Here is a 19,396-nt window from a genome sequence, read left to right as displayed (position 1 = left end):
ATCAAGCTGAAAATTGAAACGACACACTGCGTCTGTTCTCCGTAATAAGAACAGAGTGACGGTGTGTTCGAGTCTCTCAAATTTTCGCGACACGATGATGTTTTACGAAACATCTTCGGGTTGTGAGGTTAAGCGACTAAGCGTACACGGTGGATGCCCTGGCAGTCAGAGGCGATGAAGGGCGTGCTAATCTGCGATAAGCGTCGGCGAGGTGATATGAACCTTTGACCCGGCGATACCCGAATGGGGAAACCCAGTGTGTTCCGACACACTATCATGTCATGAATACATAGTGGCATGAGGCGAACCGGGGGAACTGAAACATCTAAGTACCCCGAGGAAAAGAAATCAACCGAGATTCCCCCAGTAGCGGCGAGCGAACGGGGAGGAGCCCAGAGTCTGAATCAGCGCGTGTGTTAGTGGAACGGTCTGGAAAGTCCGGCGATACAGGGTGACAGCCCCGTACACAAAAATGCACACGCTGTGAACTCGAAGAGTAGGGCGGGACACGTGGTATCCTGTCTGAATATGGGGGGACCATCCTCCAAGGCTAAATACTCCTGACTGACCGATAGTGAACCAGTACCGTGAGGGAAAGGCGAAAAGAACCCCGGCGAGGGGAGTGAAAAAGAACCTGAAACCGTGTACGTACAAGCAGTGGGAGCCTCTTTTATGGGGTGACTGCGTACCTTTTGTATAATGGGTCAGCGACTTATATTCTGTAGCAAGGTTAACCGTATAGGGGAGCCGAAGGGAAACCGAGTCTTAACTGGGCGTTAAGTTGCAGGGTATAGACCCGAAACCCGGTGATCTAGCCATGGGCAGGTTGAAGGTTGGGTAACACTAACTGGAGGACCGAACCGACTAATGTTGAAAAATTAGCGGATGACTTGTGGCTGGGGGTGAAAGGCCAATCAAACCGGGAGATAGCTGGTTCTCCCCGAAAGCTATTTAGGTAGCGCCTCGTGAACTCATCTTCGGGGGTAGAGCACTGTTTCGGCTAGGGGGCCATCCCGGCTTACCAACCCGATGCAAACTACGAATACCGAAGAATGTTATCACGGGAGACACACGGCGGGTGCTAACGTCCGTCGTGAAGAGGGAAACAACCCAGACCGCCAGCTAAGGTCCCAAAGTCATGGTTAAGTGGGAAACGATGTGGGAAGGCACAGACAGCCAGGATGTTGGCTTAGAAGCAGCCATCATTTAAAGAAAGCGTAATAGCTCACTGGTCGAGTCGGCCTGCGCGGAAGATGTAACGGGGCTAAACCATGCACCGAAGCTGCGGCAGCGACACTTAGGTGTTGTTGGGTAGGGGAGCGTTCTGTAAGCCGTTGAAGGTGTGCTGTGAGGCATGCTGGAGGTATCAGAAGTGCGAATGCTGACATAAGTAACGATAAAGCGGGTGAAAAGCCCGCTCGCCGGAAGACCAAGGGTTCCTGTCCAACGTTAATCGGGGCAGGGTGAGTCGACCCCTAAGGCGAGGCCGAAAGGCGTAGTCGATGGGAAACAGGTTAATATTCCTGTACTTGGTGTTACTGCGAAGGGGGGACGGAGAAGGCTATGTTAGCCGGGCGACGGTTGTCCCGGTTTAAGCATGTAGGCGGAGGTTCCAGGTAAATCCGGTACCTTTTTAACGCTGAGGTGTGATGACGAGGCACTACGGTGCTGAAGTAACAAATGCCCTGCTTCCAGGAAAAGCCTCTAAGCATCAGGTAACATCAAATCGTACCCCAAACCGACACAGGTGGTCAGGTAGAGAATACCAAGGCGCTTGAGAGAACTCGGGTGAAGGAACTAGGCAAAATGGTGCCGTAACTTCGGGAGAAGGCACGCTGGTGTGTAGGTGAAGTCCCTGCGGACGGAGCTGAAACCAGTCGAAGATACCAGCTGGCTGCAACTGTTTATTAAAAACACAGCACTGTGCAAACACGAAAGTGGACGTATACGGTGTGACGCCTGCCCGGTGCCGGAAGGTTAATTGATGGGGTTAGCGGCAACGCGAAGCTCTTGATCGAAGCCCCGGTAAACGGCGGCCGTAACTATAACGGTCCTAAGGTAGCGAAATTCCTTGTCGGGTAAGTTCCGACCTGCACGAATGGCGTAATGATGGCCAGGCTGTCTCCACCCGAGACTCAGTGAAATTGAACTCGCTGTGAAGATGCAGTGTACCCGCGGCAAGACGGAAAGACCCCGTGAACCTTTACTATAGCTTGACACTGAACACTGGTCCTTGATGTGTAGGATAGGTGGGAGGCTTTGAAGCGTGGACGCCAGTCTGCGTGGAGCCAACCTTGAAATACCACCCTTTAATGGCTGGTGTTCTAACGTAGACCCGTAATCCGGGTTGCGGACAGTGTCTGGTGGGTAGTTTGACTGGGGCGGTCTCCTCCTAAAGAGTAACGGAGGAGCACGAAGGTTAGCTAATCCTGGTCGGACATCAGGAGGTTAGTGCAATGGCATAAGCTAGCTTGACTGCGAGAGTGACGGCTCGAGCAGGTGCGAAAGCAGGTCATAGTGATCCGGTGGTTCTGAATGGAAGGGCCATCGCTCAACGGATAAAAGGTACTCCGGGGATAACAGGCTGATACCGCCCAAGAGTTCATATCGACGGCGGTGTTTGGCACCTCGATGTCGGCTCATCACATCCTGGGGCTGAAGTAGGTCCCAAGGGTACGGCTGTTCGCCGTTTAAAGTGGTACGCGAGCTGGGTTTAGAACGTCGTGAGACAGTTCGGTCCCTATCTGCCGTGGGCGCTGGAGAATTGAGGGGGGCTGCTCCTAGTACGAGAGGACCGGAGTGGACGCATCACTGGTGTTCGGGTTGTCATGCCAATGGCATTGCCCGGTAGCTAAATGCGGAAAAGATAAGTGCTGAAAGCATCTAAGCACGAAACTTGCCCCGAGATGAGTTCTCCCTGACTCCTTGAGAGTCCTGAAGGAACGTTGAAGACTACGACGTTGATAGGCTGGGTGTGTAAGTGCAGCGATGTATTGAGCTAACCAGTACTAATGAACCGTGAGGCTTAACCTTACAACGCCGAAGATGTTTTGGCGAAGCAGAGACAGACGATTTTCAGCTGATACAGATTAATTGATACGCAGAGATGCGTGTTGATACAGAATTTGCCTGGCGGCTTTAGCGCGGTGGTCCCACCTGACCCCATGCCGAACTCAGAAGTGAAACGCCGTAGCGCCGATGGTAGTGTGGGGTCTCCCCATGTGAGAGTAGGGAACTGCCAGGCATCAAATTTAGCGTGCTGATATGGCTCAGTTGGTAGAGCGCACCCTTGGTAAGGGTGAGGTCCCCAGTTCGACTCTGGGTATCAGCACCACTTTATACGTGGTTGAAGTTCGGCAATAGTAAAAGAATTTGTCTGGCGGCTTTAGCGCGGTGGTCCCACCTGACCCCATGCCGAACTCAGAAGTGAAACGCCGTAGCGCCGATGGTAGTGTGGGGTCTCCCCATGTGAGAGTAGGGAACTGCCAGACATCAAATAAGTGAAAAGGCCATCCGCAAGGATGGCCTTTTTGCGTTTATACATCGAAATATCAGACGAGAACGTTGCCAGACACCTTTTGCCCGGCAACCAAATGCCACCGGGCAACTATCATTGATTAATGAATCACCTGGGACAGAAATGCTCGCGTTCTTTCAGATTTCGGATGGGCAAAAAACTCTTCCGGTGCAGCCTGTTCGACAATTTCCCCGCGATCCATGAAGATCACCCTGTCTGCCACTGTTCTGGCAAATCCCATTTCATGCGTGACACAGAGCATTGTCATTCCTGATTGGGCCAGACCAATCATCGTATCCAGCACCTCTTTCACCATCTCAGGATCGAGGGCTGAAGTCGGTTCATCAAACAGCATAATTTTAGGTTTCATGCATAGTGATCGCGCGATAGCGACACGCTGCTGCTGTCCCCCCGATATCTGTCCGGGGAACTTATTCGCATGTTCAGCAATGCGTACCCGTTCCAGATAATGCATCGCCAGCGCCTCAGCTTCTTTTTTAGGCATCTTTCTAACCCAAATAGGCGCCAGTGTGCAATTCTGTAATACCGTCAAATGGGGGAACAGATTGAAATGCTGGAATACCATACCCACTTCCTGGCGGACTCGTTCGATATTGCGAATATCTTCATCCAGCTCAATTCCATCAACAACGATGCGCCCTTGTTGATGCTCTTCAAGATGGTTAATACAGCGAATCGTCGTAGATTTACCTGAACCTGACGGGCCGCACAGGACGATACGTTCACCTTGCTTTACCTTCAGATTGATATCTTTCAGAACATGAAACTGCCCGTACCATTTATTAACGTTTTCCAGCGTAATCATCGCGTCAGCGGGGGTCATCGTTATTTTGCTCATAAATTCCTCAATGCGGCGTACGCCCGGTATTAAAGCGCTTTTCCAGATGCTGGCTATAGCGCGACATACTGAAACAGAAAATCCAGTACACAAGTGCTGCAAAAACATAGCCTTCGGTAGACATTCCCAGCCAGGCCGGGTCGACTGTGGCCTGCTGAACACTACTGAAAAGATCAAACAATCCAATGATGATCACGAGGCTGGTATCTTTAAACAGGGCGATAATAGTGTTCACCAGCCCCGGAATAACCAGCTTGAGCGCCTGGGGTAAGATCACGAGTCCCTGAGTTTTCCAGTAACCAAGTGCCAGCGATTCAGCAGCCTCATACTGACCTTTTGGCAGCGCCTGAAGCCCGCCGCGAACCACTTCTGCAACATACGCTGACTGGAATAACACGACCCCCACCAGGGCGCGGATCAATTTGTCGATCGTGGTGCCTTCCGCCATAAACAGCGGAAGCATCACCGAGGACATAAACAGAACGGTAATCAGCGGTACACCGCGCCAGAACTCGATAAAGATCACCGACAGAATGCGTACCACCGGCATCGTTGAACGACGGCCAAGTGCCAGCAAAATACCCAACGGCAGCGCCCCGGCGATCCCGACAGAAGCGATGATCAGGGTTAACGTCAGCCCACCCCACTGGCGTGTTTCTACACGCTCCAACCCCAGTATTCCCCCGTACAGTAACAACCAGACAATCAGCGGATAGACCACTGCCCAGCAGGCAATATAGCGACCACGACGCGGCAGACTTTTAAAGAACATCGGTGCGATCGACAGCAGGCCGACAACCAGCGCCAGATTGATGCGCCAGCGTTGATCGTGTGGATAGAGACCATACATAAACTGGCCGAAACGCTCATGGATAAACACCCAGCAGGCACCCGCTTTTGTGCAGTCAGCTCGTGTTGAGCCTACCCAGTTTGCCTGTAAAAACGCCCAGTTCAGTAGGGGGGGAATCAGCTCCCAAATCAACCATAAACTGACGATCGTCAGGAGACTGTTGCTCCATGAGGAGAACAGATTCTTGCGTGCCCAGGCGATGAAACGCCAGCTTCCGGCGCTGGACGGGCGCGAGGGCTGTGACAATACGGCTTTTGTCATCATGGTTCCTTAGCGCTCAACCAGGGCGATGCGACGGTTATAGATATTCATCAGCAGTGAGATCGTCAGGCTGATAATCAGATAGACGGACATGGTGATGGCGATAGTCTCGATAGCTTGCCCGGTCTGGTTAAGCACGGTTCCGGCGAAAAGGGAAACCATGTCGGGATAACCGATGGCAGCCGCCAGCGAGGAGTTTTTGGCAATATTAAGATACTGACTGGTCAGCGGCGGGATGATCACGCGCAAGGCTTGCGGGATGATCACCTGACGCAGGGTCACCGGATTTGGTAATCCGAGTGATCGCGCGGCTTCATGCTGCCCATAGGGTACTGCCTGGATACCGGAACGAATGATTTCGGCAATAAATGCGGAGGTATAAATCGACAGCGCCAGCGTCAGCGCCGCAAGCTCTGGGATCAGTACCATCCCACCCCGGAAATTAAAACCACGCAGCTGTGGAATATCCCAGTGCAACGCAGCACCGAAAGTCCAGTGTGCGAGCAGCGGTAAACCCACAATCAATGCAACGCCTGCTGGCCATGTTCTGCGAAGTTGCCCGGTTTTAATCTGAAGTGTGCGGTTATAGCGAAACAGCCCAATCGTAATGGCGATAGCAACAACAATGGCTGCCAAGAACGCGTACAGCCCTTCGCCCGCCAGCGGCGAGGGGATATAGAGACCGCGATTACTTAGGAAAAAGAGATCCCAGGCATCAACGGCCTGGCGCGGGCCGGGTAAATTGCGCAGTACGGCGAAATACCAGAAGAAGATCTGCAGGAGGGGCGGAATATTGCGAAACGTCTCAATATAAATCGTCGAGAGTTTGCGTAATAACCAGTTCTCCGAAAGACGCGCAAGTCCGAGGAAAAAGCCGAGAAACGAAGCAAACACAATACACAGCGCAGAGACCAGAAGCGTGTTCAGCAGACCGACCAGAAACACTCTTCCGTATGTGTCTCCTTCTTGATAATCAATCAAGTGCTGCACAATTCCAAAACCAGCGCTGCGATCCAGGAAGGCAAAGCCCGAAGTAATGCCGCGATTGCTCAGGTTGGTAACAGTGTTATGAATTAAATAAACCGCGACGACCACAACGGCGACAACAGCGATTATCTGGAACAGCCAGGCGCGGACCGCGGGATGAGAAAAGGAAAGTTTTCCTTTTACGGCTAAGCGGCGATGGGACATAAAGAAACCTCGGTAACCATGACTCTGGACTGGGCACCACAGATGCGGTGCCCGTTACAGCTAAAACTTAACGTACCGGCGGAGCGTACTGAATGCCGCCGTTGTTCCAGAGGTTGTTCTGGCCACGTTTGATCTTCAGAGCACTTTCCGATCCCACGTTGCGCTCGAAGATCTCTGAATAGTTACCGACGTGTTTAATGATGTTATAAGCCCACTTGTTATCCAGTTTCAGATCTTTGCCGAAATCACCCTCTTTACCCAAAAGATGCGCCATATCCGGTGTTGATGGATTAGCGGCTTTTTCGTCGACGTTTTTCGAGTTGATGCCCATCTCTTCGGCGTTCAGCATAGCGAACAGCGTCCAGCGAACGATGGAGAACCAGTCTTCATCGCCACGGCGTACGACCGGGCCGAGAGGTTCTTTCGAGATGACTTCTGGCAGAACAATCCATTCCGCCGGGTTGCTCAGCTTGATGCGCAGGGCATACAGCTGAGACTGGTCAGACGCCAGCGTATCGCAACGGCCGGACTCCAGCGCTTTAGCGGATTCATCAGAGCGATCGAAGGTGACCGGCGTGTATTTCATGTTATTGGCTTTGAAATAGTCGGCGACATTCAGCTCGGTGTCAGTGCCTGCCTGTATACAAACAGTCGCGCCGTCGAGCTCTTTGGCGCTCTTCAGTCCCGCCTTGTTGTGGGTCAGGAAGCCGATACCGTCATAATAGGTAACGCCGGTGAAGGACATTCCCATGCCGGCGTCACGCGATGAAGTCCAGGTGGTATTACGAGAAAGCATGTCCACTTCGCCCGACTGCAGAGCGGTAAAGCGCTCTTTCGCCGTCAGAGGGGTGTATTTTACTTTGGTGTCATCCCCGAAGAGGGCTGCTGCAACGCCACGGCATACATCGACATCAATACCGGTGAACTTTCCGTTCGCATCGGCATAAGAGAAGCCCGGTAACCCATCACTGATACCGCACTGTACAAAGCCTTTCTTTTTAACGGCATCCAGCGTTGTGCCGGCATGAGCTTGTCCCGCTACAGCAAACAACATGCCCGCTGCGGCCAGGCTGGCTAACATCGTCTTTTTCATAATGCATCCTGTGTGGCGAAATTTTTCGTTATAGAAAGTCGTTTTAAAACGCTTTTACCTGTCTGTGGCGTTGGCCGACGTTTATAAAGCAAACGTAATGCCAGTTTTGCGTTCGGCTGAAAAAGAGAGAATTGAACGCATAATGCAGAGTGTAGACAGGGATAAATAAATCGAGCGCCCCGAAATGGTGCGAAATCACAACCTACGCCACAAATCAGAGCAAAAGTTGTTAGCACGTGAGTTAATTCAGGATGGTAGTTTCTGGCGTGAATATTGGCAGGATATTTAATGTAATTGAATTGTGAAAAGTATCACGCTGGAATATGTAATTAAAAAGAGGCGACAAAAAAGATGTGAGAAGAATCAGATATTAATAATGAGAGGCAGTTGAAAAAGGGGAGTTTTTTTAACGTATCAGGAAATCATTGCACTAGTTTGAAGCAAAAGCGCGGGTACACCGCGCTTTTGCAGGAAAGCATTATTTCGTTAATGCGACGATACCCAGCGTCAGGCCAGCGACAGCGGCGGCACCACCGGCGATTGCCCCTGCAGTTTCCCAGTTATCCTGGGTTGTGCCCTTCATACAGGTGTTGGTATGAACCAGACGGCCCTGATCGTCATACACCGGCACACACGGAGAGTCGTGCGCACAACCGGCAAGAAGCGCAGCGAGAGTTGCAACGCAAATGAATCTTTTCATGATGTTACCTCAGAATTAAAACTGGCTCGCTATAAAACCAATAGGGTATTTATCGAGCTGAGGGTCATTTTACCACTACAACTATCCACAACAGCAGGGTGAATAATCTCAAATTATGTGGATTGTAAAAATCATGGAGAAAAAAACAGAATGGCATGAATTTATGGAGGAAGTATGGAACGAATAATAGATTTTACGCCGCGAGGAAGTTAACGATTATTCACAGGCATAATAATACAATGGTAGTTTGCGTGCTAATGTTCTGTGTAAAAGAATAAGAGAAGGCGCCGGATGACGCCTTTATCTTTGTTTTACTTCTTGATTCGATTAAACCGTCGTCTGACGACCACGAAAAATACGGGAACGAAGAAGATAGCCAGAAGCGTTGCCGAGAGCATGCCGCCCATGACCCCTGTGCCCACGGCATTTTGCGCGCCACTGCCCGCGCCACGGCTGATTACCAGCGGCAGTACACCGAGAACAAACGCCAGTGACGTCATCAGGATGGGACGCAGACGCATACGGGATGCCTCGAGGGTGGCTTCGATAACCCCTTTACCTTCTTTCTCCATCAGGTCTTTCGCGAACTCTACAATCAGAATGGCATTTTTCGCGGAGAGCCCGATGGTGGTGAGAAGCCCAACCTGGAAATAGACGTCATTGTTCAGTCCGCTTAACGAGGCACCAAGCAGCGCACCAATTACCCCCAGTGGCACGACCAGCATAACGGAGAACGGAATCGACCAGCTTTCATAAAGCGCAGCCAGACACAGGAACACCACTATCAGCGAAATGGCGTATAGCGCAGGTGCCTGGTTGCCAGAGAGCCGTTCCTGATATGACATCCCCGTCCAGTCGTAACCGATACCGGAAGGCAGTTTTTGCGCCATACTTTCCATCATCGCCATCGCTTCACCCGAGCTCTTACCCCGCACGGATTCACCCACAATTTCCATCGAAGGCATACCGTTGTAGCGCTCAAGGCGCGGTGAACCTGAAATCCAGCGCGACGTGCTAAACGCGGAGAAAGGCACCATTTCGCCGTTGATACTGCGAACGTACAGGTTATTGATATCACCCGGCAACATACGGAACGGAGCATCGGCCTGCGCATAGACTTTCTTCACACGACCATGATCGATAAAGTCATTCACATAAGTCCCGCCGAGCGCGGTTGAAATGGTCTGGTTGATATCAGATAGACTGACTCCCAGCGCCTGCGCTTTCTCCTGGTCCACATCCAATTTGAACTGCGGGGTATCTTCCAGCCCGTTAGGGCGCACACGTTCGAGCAGGTCTGGGTGCTCTTTCGCCATACCAAGCAGTTGATTACGCGCTTTTGTCAGCTCGATATGCCCAAGGTTTGCCTGATCGATAAGTTCGAAGTCAAACCCGGTAGCCGTGCCCAGTTCGATAATTGCAGGCAGGTTGAACGGGTAGATCATCCCATCCTTAATGTGACTGAAGGCTTTCGATGCGCGACCGACAATCGCGGCGACTCCGTTTTCAGCTCCCGGACGTTCATCCCACGGTTTCAGGCTGATAAACGCCATACCGGAGTTTTGCCCCTGGCCACTATAGCTAAAACCGTTAACCGTAAAGACCGAATCGACGTTGGCCTTCTCTTTGGTTAGATAGTATTGCTGCACCTGATCCAGGATCTGCTGCGTTCGGGTTTGCGTGGCACCCGCGGGCAGCTGGACCATGGTCATGAATACGCCCTGATCCTCGTCGGGTAAGAAGGAGGTTGGTAAACGTAGGAACAACACCGCCATACCAGCAACAATCAGCACATAAATCACCAGATAGCGCCCGGTTTTGCGTAAAATGCCGCTCACGCTGTTACTGTAATGATCCACGCTCTTATCGAAGACGTTATTGAACCAGCCAAAGAAACCGCCTTTCGCGTGGTGCTCTTCCGCTGCGGGTTTCAGCAGCGTGGCGCAGAGGGCAGGGGTAAGAATCAGGGCAACAAGGACGGAAAGCGCCATTGCCGAAACGATGGTCAGGGAGAACTGACGATAGATAGCACCGGTGGAACCACCAAAGAAGGCCATCGGCACGAACACCGCTGAAAGCACCATCGCGATACCAACCAGCGCGCCCTGAATCTGCTCCATCGACTTCTGCGTTGCTTCTTTCGGCGGCAGCTTATCTTCCGCCATCACGCGTTCGACGTTTTCCACGACGACGATGGCGTCATCGACCAGCAAACCTATTGCCAGCACCATGCCAAACATTGTCAGGGTATTGATGGAAAACCCAAATGCGCCCAACACCGCAAAGGTACCCAGCAACACCACCGGCACAGCAATGGTTGGGATCAGCGTGGCGCGCAGGTTCTGCAGGAACAGATACATCACCAGGAAGACGAGAATAATCGCTTCGAACAGTGTTTTGACCACTTCATGAATCGAGATTGTCACGAACGGCGTGGTGTCGTAAGGGTAGACAACCTTCAGCCCCTGCGGGAAGAAGGCCTGCAGTTCGGCCAGTTTTGATTTAATGGCAGCGGCAGTGTCCAGCGCGTTGGCGCCTGTCGCCAGCTTGATACCCAGACCAGTAGCCGCCTGGCCGTTAATCTTGGTCACCATATTGTAGTTTTCGCCGCCAAGCTCAATACGGGCCACATCTTTCAAATGCACCATTGAGCCGTCCTGGTTCACTTTCAGTGTGACCTTGCCAAACTCTTCCGGTGTTTTCAGGCGCGTTTGCGCAATGATGGAGGCGTTAAGCTGCTGGCCCGGAACCGACGGCGTTCCGCCTAACTGACCGGCCGCAATCTGGTTGTTCTGGGTTTTGAGCTGGTTAATCACATCCAGCGGTGTCAGCTGATACTTATTCAGGGCATTGCTGTCGAGCCAGATACGCATCGCGTACTGTGCGCCAAACATCTGAACATCGCCCACACCGGAAGTTCGGCTGATGGTGTCTTTCACGTTAGACGCAACGTAATCGGAAATATCGTCTTGGGTCAGGCTTTTGTTATCAGACACAAACCCCGCGACCAGAAGGAAGCTGCTGCTGGATTTCTTCACGCCGATCCCTTGCTGCTGCACTTCCTGCGGCAACAGCGGCATCGCTAGCTGAAGTTTGTTCTGAACCTGTACCTGCGCGATATCAGGATCGGTGCCTGACTGGAAGGTCAGGGTAATGGTCACGTTTCCCGCGGAATCACTGGTGGATGACATGTACATCAGGTTATCGACACCGTTCATGTTCTGTTCGATAACCTGCGTCACCGTATCCTGCACCGTTTGTGCATCCGCACCAGGGTAAACAGCTGTGACGGCAACAGCGGGTGGCGCAATCGTGGGATACTGAGCCACCGGCAGTTTGAGAATCGCCAGCCCACCCGCAATCATCAGAATGATGGCAAGTACCCAGGCAAAAATCGGCCTTTGAATAAAGAAGTTAGCCATTGATTATCCCTTAACTGGCTTTCGTCGCGGTGGAATCAGGCGTGGCAACTACCGTGGCCCCAGGATGCACTTTTTGCAGGCCGCTGATGATGACGCGATCGCCCTCCTTTAACCCGTTCGTAATTAGCCAACGATCGCCAATGGCCTGAGGCGCCACCACGCTACGCGTTTCAACCTGTTCTTTGGCGTTCACGACCAGTACGGTGGCATCGCCACGAGGAGTACGCGTGACGCCTTGCTGTGGAACGAGAATGGCATTCGGCTGGACGCCTTCATCAATGCGGGCTCGCACAAACATGCCAGGTAGCAGCATATGTTTAGGATTCGGGAAAACCGCACGCAGGGTAATGGAGCCGGTGCTTTCGTCCACCGTGACATCAGAGAACTGCAGCGTACCTTTCTCCGTGTAAGGCTGGCCGTTTTCCATCAACAGCTGCACGCTGCTGGTGCCGTCACCTTTTTGCAGGCTGGACTGCTTCAGCTGCATAAAGTCATTGCTCGACTGGGTGACATCCACATAGATCGGATCGAGTTGCTGCACGGTTGCCAGTGCGGAAGCCTGGCCGTTTGTCACCAGTGCGCCTTCGGTGACGCTGGATTTCCCAATTCGTCCGTTAATAGGGGATGACACTTTGGTATAGGCGAGATTGATACGTGCTGTTTCGACGCCCGCTTGCGCAGCCGTTACACTGGCATCGGCCTGTCTGGCGTTGGCGACTGCCTGGTCATACTCTTGTCGGCTGACATATTGTGTGCCCACCAGAGGGACATAACGTTTCACGGTCAAATGGGCAATGTTTGCCGCCGCTTCAGCTTTCACCAGCTCGCCTTTCGCACTGTCATAGGCGGCCTGATAGGACGCCGGATCGATCTGATACAGGGAATCGCCCGCTTTCACATCGCTGCCTTCGACAAAGTTACGGCGCAGGATAATACCGCTCACCTGCGGGCGGACTTCAGCGACGCGAAACGCATCCGTGCGGCCTGGCAGCTCCGTGGTGACTGCCAGTGGCGAGCTTTTCACGACAAAGACAGTGACCTGGGGCACCTGCGCGCCTTGCTGCGCATTATCAGAACCATCACAGCCAGCAAGCAGTGCGGAGCAGACAATAAAACCGGATAAGGGTAAAAGCCTGAAGTGTTTCTTCATTACTGTTCCTTTAAAAACAATAAACTGATATTTGCCGTGAGGTTGTGAAAAGGATCGCGGGGCAAAGAGTCAGAAATCCAGCGCACATCATAATGAGGTACGTTGATGCTTTTTAATTTATAAGTGCGGCGAACAGGTTATTCAGATAAAAACCAGAGTCTGGCGTGGCGAATCAACGATATAGTAATGGTGCGAAGCACTCAGGTTTAAATATCATCCAGCGTTACTTATATAGTTTATGAATTTAATGATCTTAAATCATTCGTTGTAATTATTGATTAACGCAATTGACTTTTTTTGATCAGAATAAAATCCCCCGTTAGGGAATACTTCCGCGACGAGGTATTTCTGGTTACGTGGCAAACTGTTCAGGTAATGGGTAAGAGGCGATGGCGCGTAAAACGAAAGAAGATGCACAGAAAACGAGACAGCAGCTGATCGAAGCCGCCATTACCCAGTTTTCGACGCGCGGTGTGGCGAGCACCACGCTGACTGATATCGCAGATGCCGCAGGCGTAACCCGTGGCGCGGTTTACTGGCACTTCTCCAGCAAAGCGGAAATCTTCAATGCGATTTGGGAGCAACAGATACCTTTATGCGATTTAATTCATGAGCAACTTTCCTTGTCACAGAATGACGACCCTTTATGTGTTCTACGCGAAAAGTTTGTCGCGGCGTTGCAATATATTTCCCGAAGCCCCCGACAGCGTGCACTCTTACAAATTCTGTATCACAAATGTGAATTTAATAATGAAATGACATCAGAGTGCGAAATTCGTCAGCGTATTGGTTTTAATTATGAAAACGTCCGCGTGTTGCTGGAGAAAGGGATGGCGAGTGGCATCATCTCACCACTTATAAATATCGATATGACATTGATTGTTTTTCACGGTTTTTTTAGCGGGTTAATTAAAAACTGGTTAATGAACAGTGAGAATTTCAATCTTTACCAGCAAGCTCCGGCGCTGGTGGACAATATTCTGGCGACGCTCAATATGACTCGCACGTTACCGGAAAATTATTCTGTTGCCTCATGAAGGCAGGTAGTTTTTGAATTCATCGGCGTTGTTGCACAGCTCCTCAACGGTCTGCGCCGTTACAGGTTTGCCTAACAGATATCCCTGAAGCGTATTACAGCCAAGCTCCGTGAGGAATTGCTGCTGGGCTTCCGTTTCCACGCCTTCAGCGACCACTTTCAGATTCAGCGTTTTCGCCAGCGCGACAATGGCGGAGACGATAGTGGCATCATCGCTTTTCCCGCTGAGATCTTTCACAAACGCGCGATCGATTTTCAGCTCGCAGACGGGAAGTTGCTTCAGATAGAGCAGGCTCGAATAGCCGGTACCAAAATCATCGATAGAGGCCTTCACGCCTGCATTCGTCAGTTCCGTTAAGATCCTGACGCTCTCTTGCGGATTGTGCATTGCGGTGGTTTCTGTCACTTCCAGAATCAATGATTCTGGCGGCAAATGGTGCTGCGCCAGGCAGTCGAGCACGGTTTTAACCAGCGTGGGTTGTTCGAACTGGAGCGTAGACAGATTGACTGCCATCGACCACGCCTTATGCCCCTGAAGGTGCCACTCGCGCAGTTGACGGCAGGCTTCGTTGATTACCCAGTTTCCAATCGGGATGATAAGCCCGGTCTTCTCGGCCAGTGGCAGAAACATGTCGGGACTCAGCAGCCCCTGTTTCGAATGCTCCCAGCGCAGGAGGGCCTCAAAGCCCAGAATCGGCCCGGCCGGCGCGTGGAATTTCGGCTGATAGTGCAGGCGCAGCTCATCGCGATCGATCGCCAGCCACAGATCGTTCATCAGCTGTAAATGCGTCTGCGCCAGTGTGTTCATCGACGGCTGGAAAAAGTGATAACCGTTACGGCCCATATGTTTAGTGTGATACATCGCCGCGTCAGCGTTGAACATCAACTCACGATCGGATTTCCCGTCGTGAGGATAGAGCGCAATACCGATACTGACGGTCACGATTAGCTCGTAAGGATCGACGTTGAAAGGGCTGTCAATGGCGCGAACCAGCGCACTGGCAAGCGAAGCGGCATCATCGGGGCCACCGACTTCCGCGAGCAAAACAAACTCGTCGCCGCCGATGCGGGCGAGGGTGAACTGGCCTTTAAGCGGTAGCAGCAGCCGCTCGGTAACTGCGACTAATAATTTATCGCCCGTGTCATGGCCATAGGCATCATTCACCGCTTTAAAGCCATCCAGGTCCATAAACATCAGTGCGAAATGGGTCTCTTCGCGGTCGGCCTTGCTGATTGCCTGATCGAGACGGTCTTCCAGCAAAACGCGATTCGGTAAACGGGTCAGCGTATCGTGAAGCGCCAGTTGGGCCAGCTCACGATTGGCTTCAGCCAGGGATGAGGCCAGCAGAGCGGTTCGGGCCTGCAGGCGAGCATCGAGCATGGACACCAGCAACGTGATCCCAAGGATAGAGAGTGCAACTACGCTAACCAGCACGGCCAGCCAGCTGCCGTTTATTCCGTGGTGATGCATCTCAGTGGAGAGCGGGAATTGCGCCGCTTTCATTCCCGCGTAGTGCATACCCGCGATGGCAATGCCCATCGTTATCGCTGCACCCAGGCGCATCAGCGCGACCTGCGCGGCTTCATGGCGCAGCCGGAAGGTCAGCCACAGCGCCGCAAGTGAGGCCGCCAGCGCAATCACTACCGAGATCGCAATCCAAGTCTTGTCCCAGATAATGCCCGGCGTCACTTCCAGCGCGGCCATACCGGTGTAATGCATCGCCACGATGCCTGTGCCCATCACTAAAGCGCCCGGCAGCAGACGTCGTAACCGCAGTTGTTCGCCGCTGACCAGCCACAGTGCAAACATCGACGAGCCGATAGCAATGATCATTGAGAGCACCGTTAGCGTCGGGCTATAGCTCATACGCATGGAGAGATCCATCGCCAGCATACCAATGAAATGCATCGCCCACACGCCGATTCCCATCGCCACGCCGCCGCCCGTCAGCCACACGCGTGCAGCTATACCCTGGCTGCCCGCAACGCGTGCGGCCATGTTGAGCGCGGTATAGGCAGCAAGGATGGCAACAACGAAGGAGACGACAACGAGGATTTGGTTGTATTGGCTAACCAGCATGGTGGGTTTAACTCATTCTCAGTGAGAGGTTATGCGAAAGCGCCTGAAAGGGCAGTGACATTATCACCGGAACGGAATGACGAAAAGGGATTTAAATCCCCGTTTTTAATGGGTGATAAGGCGCTTTTTGATGATATTCACATCTTATTCCAGCTCTGAGCAGTTCACCAGTTTAAGCGGATTCACGGAATTCATATTGCGACACTTGTCGGTTTCGGTGCTCAGCAATTCGATCCACTGAATCAGCAGTGTATCAAAGAGGAAAACCGTGACAGCAAAGACAACCAGCCACCAGTATTTACGAATCATTGTGTCGTTCCGTGTTCAGGAAGAGGTCCAGTGAGGTGGGGGAAATATACACGAAAAGCGGGCGTTTAAAAGCGGGGTCACGCAAGGTTTACAAAGCCTTGACGGTTCAAATTGCGGCAATAAAAAAGGCGCATCCCCATGCCGAGTAGCGCCTTTTTAAACAAGCATTTAGCTAATCGAAATTAGTTCATGCCGTACTTTTTCAGCTTCTTACGAAGAGTACCACGGTTGATACCCATCATCAGGGCTGCGCGGGTTTGGTTACCGCGGGTGTATTGCATCACCATGTCCAACAGTGGCTGTTCAACTTCAGCCAATACCAGCTCATACAGATCATTAACATCTTGACCATTCAGTTGAGCAAAATAGTTCTTCAGTGCCTGTTTTACCGAGTCACGGAGGGGTTTTTGAGTTACCTGATCCTGAGAGTTAACGGTAGAAACGGTCAGTACGTCAGAATTTACGCGTTGTTCGAACATAGTTCTGTCAGCTCTTTATTTCTGTTTACGCAAAATTTTCGAAGTATGCCTCCAACGCCTCCAGCTGTACGCTGGCATCCTCTATGGCGTTGAATGTGCGCCGAAACTGGTCATTTGGAGCGTGCTCCTGGAGATACCAGGATACGTGTTTACGCGCAATTCGGTACCCTTTTGCCTGACCGTAAAAGTCATGCAGTTCCCGAATATGCGAACAAAGCAAGCGCTTAATCTCTGCCAGAGGCAGGGGAGCAAGCAACTCTCCAGTGTCCAGATAATGCTGGATTTCCCGAAAGATCCAGGGTCTTCCCTGAGCCGCACGTCCTATCATCAGAGCATCTGCCCCTGTATAGTCGAGCACAGCCCTGGCTTTAAGCGGGTCAGTTATGTCGCCATTCGCGATAATCGGAATGGAAACTTTCTGCTTAACTGCCCGAATGCTGTCATATTCCGCATTGCCGTTGAACAAACAGGCGCGAGTGCGTCCATGAATGGTCAGGGCCTGGATACCACAGTCTTCGGCCAGTTGGGCAATTTCTACACAGTTACGGTGTTCCGGCGCCCAACCAGTGCGAATTTTCAGCGTAACGGGAACGTCCACTGCGTTAACCACCCCCAACAAGATCGACTTCACCTGATCGGGGTATTGCAGAAGAGCTGAACCTGCCAGCTTGCGATTCACCTTCTTTGCCGGGCAACCCATATTGATATCAATAATTTGGGCGCCACTTTCAACGTTAATACGCGCGGCTTCCGCCATTTCTTCAGGATCGCTTCCGGCAATTTGCACGGTTCGAATACCTGGCTCGTCAATATGCACCATCCGAAGACGGGACTTGTCGCTTTCCCAAACCTGCGGGTTAGACGACATCATCTCGGAAACGGTTAATCCTGCTCCCATCTCGTAGCACAGCGTCCTGAAAGGCCGGTCAGTAATACCTGCCATAGGAGCTGCGATCAGGCGATTTCTAAGCTGGTAGTGTCCGATGCGCATGAGTTAAGAAATGACCATACTGTGACTGCAAGGCGGCGTATATTACGCATTTTTTGCACGAGATGAAAGGCCAAACTTTGAACAATCCGCTGTTACAGATCAAGGAATTGCTGCTCAGCGGGGTTGAAGCGAATTATTAATCATTTAAATCATTACGTTATGCCGTTACGGTTATTTTATGGGCGCTTACATTTTCCCGTAACTTCTCATCATTTCTGAATAAATGAATCACTTAATCGGGATAATCTGCTGTTTTAAGCAGCAGATTATCGGCCTTCTTTGCGATCTGCGTCTCATTTTAGAACATGATCGCAGTTTGCCTTCAGAACATAATTTAACCGCAATGCGACCGTTGAGCGACTGTACCGGAGAGGTATTTTCGTGATGCTCGTATGAGTGAACTTCAGCTACGTTGCTTAAGACGCCAGCAGGTGTGGTTCTTCGCCAAAAGTTTATGCAGGTAAGTGTGGGTGTCCCATTTCACCGCTGACATGTCACCGGCTAACCCCATTTATGCTGAGGGAGAGAGAGCGCAGAAACGGCGTGGGAAGAGACCCACGCCGGAAAGTCAGAATTACTTTTTGCTGCCAGTGATGCGACACCACTCTTCTTTCTCGACGACAGGATCAAGAGTAAAGAGATCGGCATAGGCTTCGCACACGCTTTCAGCCTGGCTTGCCAGAATACCGGACAGACCCAGCAGACCGCCCTCAACGGGCAGCACGCTGATTAACGGTGCCAGTTCACGTAACGGGCCTGCCAGGATGTTCGCGACCACCACATCGGCTTTCATGACCTCTGGCTGGCTATCAGGCAGATACAGCTTCAGACGATCGGAAACACCATTGCGCTGCGCGTTATCGCGGCTGGCCTGGATCGCCTGCGGATCGATGTCGATCCCGATAGCTTTGGCCGCGCCCAGTTTTAGCGCCGCAATCGCCAGGATCCCGGAGCCACAACCGAAGTCGATCACGGTTTTGCCCTCCAGATCCAGCCCATCAAGCCATTGCAGGCACAGGGAGGTGGTCGGGTGGGTGCCGGTACCAAACGCCAGGCCCGGATCGAGCATTACGTTCACGGCGTTCGCGTCAGGCACATCGCGCCAGCTAGGGCAGATCCACAGACGTTTACCGAACTGCATCGGGTGGAAGTTATCCATCCACTCGCGCTCCCAGTCTTTATCTTCCAGCTGCTCGATTTTATGCACAAACCCAACGCCCAGCAGCGGGTGATTTTCCAGGATCGCTACGACCTCTTTCATGTCAGTTTCGGCATCAAACAGACCAATGACATCGGTATCGCCCCACAGACGGGTTTCGCCTGGCAGCGGCTCAAAGACCGGCGTGTCATGCGTGTCCTGGAAAGTAATGGAAACTGAACCCGCTTCCATTAACGCGTCACTCAGTTCTTCGGCATTGGCACCGGTTGTGTTCAGTTTTAGTTGGATCCACGGCATGG

Annotated in this window: 13 protein-coding genes, 1 tRNA gene and 3 rRNA genes; 5 read left to right on the top strand and 12 right to left on the bottom strand. The window is 52.0% G+C overall.

Going from position 1 to position 19,396, the window contains the following annotated elements:
• Positions 1-126 precede the first annotated feature (126 nt).
• The 4 genes from ACB496_RS20105 (at position 127) to rrf (ACB496_RS20090) (ending at position 3,491) form a co-directional block, all read left to right on the top strand.
• A 23S ribosomal RNA gene (locus ACB496_RS20105) occupies positions 127-3,033 on the top strand.
• Between the two features lie 95 nt (positions 3,034-3,128).
• Positions 3,129-3,244: ribosomal RNA gene (gene rrf / locus ACB496_RS20100) — 5S ribosomal RNA — on the top strand.
• Between the two features lie 14 nt (positions 3,245-3,258).
• Positions 3,259-3,334 (top strand) — tRNA-Thr (locus ACB496_RS20095).
• A gap of 41 nt (positions 3,335-3,375) precedes the next feature.
• A 5S ribosomal RNA gene (gene rrf / locus ACB496_RS20090) occupies positions 3,376-3,491 on the top strand.
• A 126-nt stretch (positions 3,492-3,617) separates the two neighbouring features.
• On the opposite strand, the gene ACB496_RS20085 is transcribed toward rrf (ACB496_RS20090), so the two are convergent.
• From ACB496_RS20085 to ACB496_RS20055, 7 genes are all read right to left on the bottom strand, one after another.
• Positions 3,618-4,376: an amino acid ABC transporter ATP-binding protein gene (locus ACB496_RS20085; protein ID WP_100778666.1), complete on the bottom strand. Its 759-nt coding sequence runs from the start codon at positions 4,374-4,376 to the stop codon at positions 3,618-3,620.
• A 7-nt stretch (positions 4,377-4,383) separates the two neighbouring features.
• Positions 4,384-5,487: an amino acid ABC transporter permease gene (locus tag ACB496_RS20080; RefSeq protein ID WP_371975263.1), complete on the bottom strand. Its 1,104-nt coding sequence runs from the start codon at positions 5,485-5,487 to the stop codon at positions 4,384-4,386.
• 9 nt (positions 5,488-5,496) lie between these two features.
• On the bottom strand, positions 5,497-6,678 hold the full coding sequence (locus ACB496_RS20075) for an amino acid ABC transporter permease (RefSeq protein WP_312154914.1): 1,182 nt from the start codon (positions 6,676-6,678) through the stop codon (positions 5,497-5,499).
• A gap of 67 nt (positions 6,679-6,745) precedes the next feature.
• Positions 6,746-7,771, bottom strand: coding sequence for an amino acid ABC transporter substrate-binding protein (locus tag ACB496_RS20070; protein ID WP_107702739.1), 1,026 nt, complete (start codon positions 7,769-7,771; stop codon positions 6,746-6,748).
• Positions 7,772-8,249: 478 nt separating this feature from the next.
• On the bottom strand, positions 8,250-8,471 hold the full coding sequence (locus ACB496_RS20065) for a lipoprotein (protein WP_015960684.1): 222 nt from the start codon (positions 8,469-8,471) through the stop codon (positions 8,250-8,252).
• Between the two features lie 311 nt (positions 8,472-8,782).
• Positions 8,783-11,893 carry an efflux RND transporter permease subunit gene (locus tag ACB496_RS20060; RefSeq protein ID WP_371973365.1) on the bottom strand — a complete coding sequence of 1,037 codons (3,111 nt, stop codon included), beginning with the start codon at positions 11,891-11,893 and terminating at the stop codon, positions 8,783-8,785.
• 10 nt (positions 11,894-11,903) lie between these two features.
• Complete coding sequence (locus ACB496_RS20055; protein WP_371973364.1) at positions 11,904-13,043, bottom strand: efflux RND transporter periplasmic adaptor subunit; 1,140 nt, start codon at positions 13,041-13,043, stop codon at positions 11,904-11,906.
• 389 nt (positions 13,044-13,432) lie between these two features.
• On the opposite strand from ACB496_RS20055, the gene envR reads away from it, so the two are divergent.
• Positions 13,433-14,080 (top strand): acrEF/envCD operon transcriptional regulator, encoded by a 648-nt coding sequence (gene envR / locus ACB496_RS20050; RefSeq protein WP_194512298.1) that lies wholly within the window; start codon positions 13,433-13,435, stop codon positions 14,078-14,080.
• Here the strand turns inward: envR and ACB496_RS20045 are convergent.
• The 5 genes from ACB496_RS20045 to prmA all read right to left on the bottom strand — a co-directional run bounded on the left by ACB496_RS20045 (position 14,075) and on the right by prmA (position 19,394).
• Positions 14,075-16,159, bottom strand: coding sequence for a putative bifunctional diguanylate cyclase/phosphodiesterase (locus ACB496_RS20045; protein ID WP_371973363.1), 2,085 nt, complete (start codon positions 16,157-16,159; stop codon positions 14,075-14,077). The genes envR and ACB496_RS20045 overlap by 6 nt on opposite strands.
• Before the next feature lie 144 nt (positions 16,160-16,303).
• Positions 16,304-16,468, bottom strand: a complete 165-nt coding sequence (locus tag ACB496_RS20040; RefSeq protein ID WP_100778674.1) for a DUF2556 family protein — start codon at positions 16,466-16,468, stop codon at positions 16,304-16,306.
• Between the two features lie 182 nt (positions 16,469-16,650).
• Positions 16,651-16,947 carry a DNA-binding transcriptional regulator Fis gene (gene fis / locus ACB496_RS20035; RefSeq protein WP_000462905.1) on the bottom strand — a complete coding sequence of 99 codons (297 nt, stop codon included), beginning with the start codon at positions 16,945-16,947 and terminating at the stop codon, positions 16,651-16,653.
• Positions 16,948-16,972: 25 nt separating this feature from the next.
• The gene (dusB, locus tag ACB496_RS20030) at positions 16,973-17,938 is read right to left on the bottom strand and encodes a tRNA dihydrouridine synthase DusB (protein WP_100778675.1); all 966 of its coding nucleotides are present in this window, start codon (positions 17,936-17,938) and stop codon (positions 16,973-16,975) included.
• 574 nt (positions 17,939-18,512) lie between these two features.
• A complete protein-coding gene (gene prmA, locus ACB496_RS20025) occupies positions 18,513-19,394 on the bottom strand; it encodes a 50S ribosomal protein L11 methyltransferase (RefSeq protein WP_371973362.1) in 882 nt (293 codons plus the stop codon).
• Positions 19,395-19,396 lie beyond the last annotated feature (2 nt).

It is taken from the genome of Lelliottia nimipressuralis (genome assembly GCF_041464075.1).
In the GTDB taxonomy this organism is placed as follows: domain Bacteria; phylum Pseudomonadota; class Gammaproteobacteria; order Enterobacterales; family Enterobacteriaceae; genus Enterobacter; species Enterobacter nimipressuralis.
This window is presented reverse-complemented; position numbering and strand designations above follow the sequence as displayed.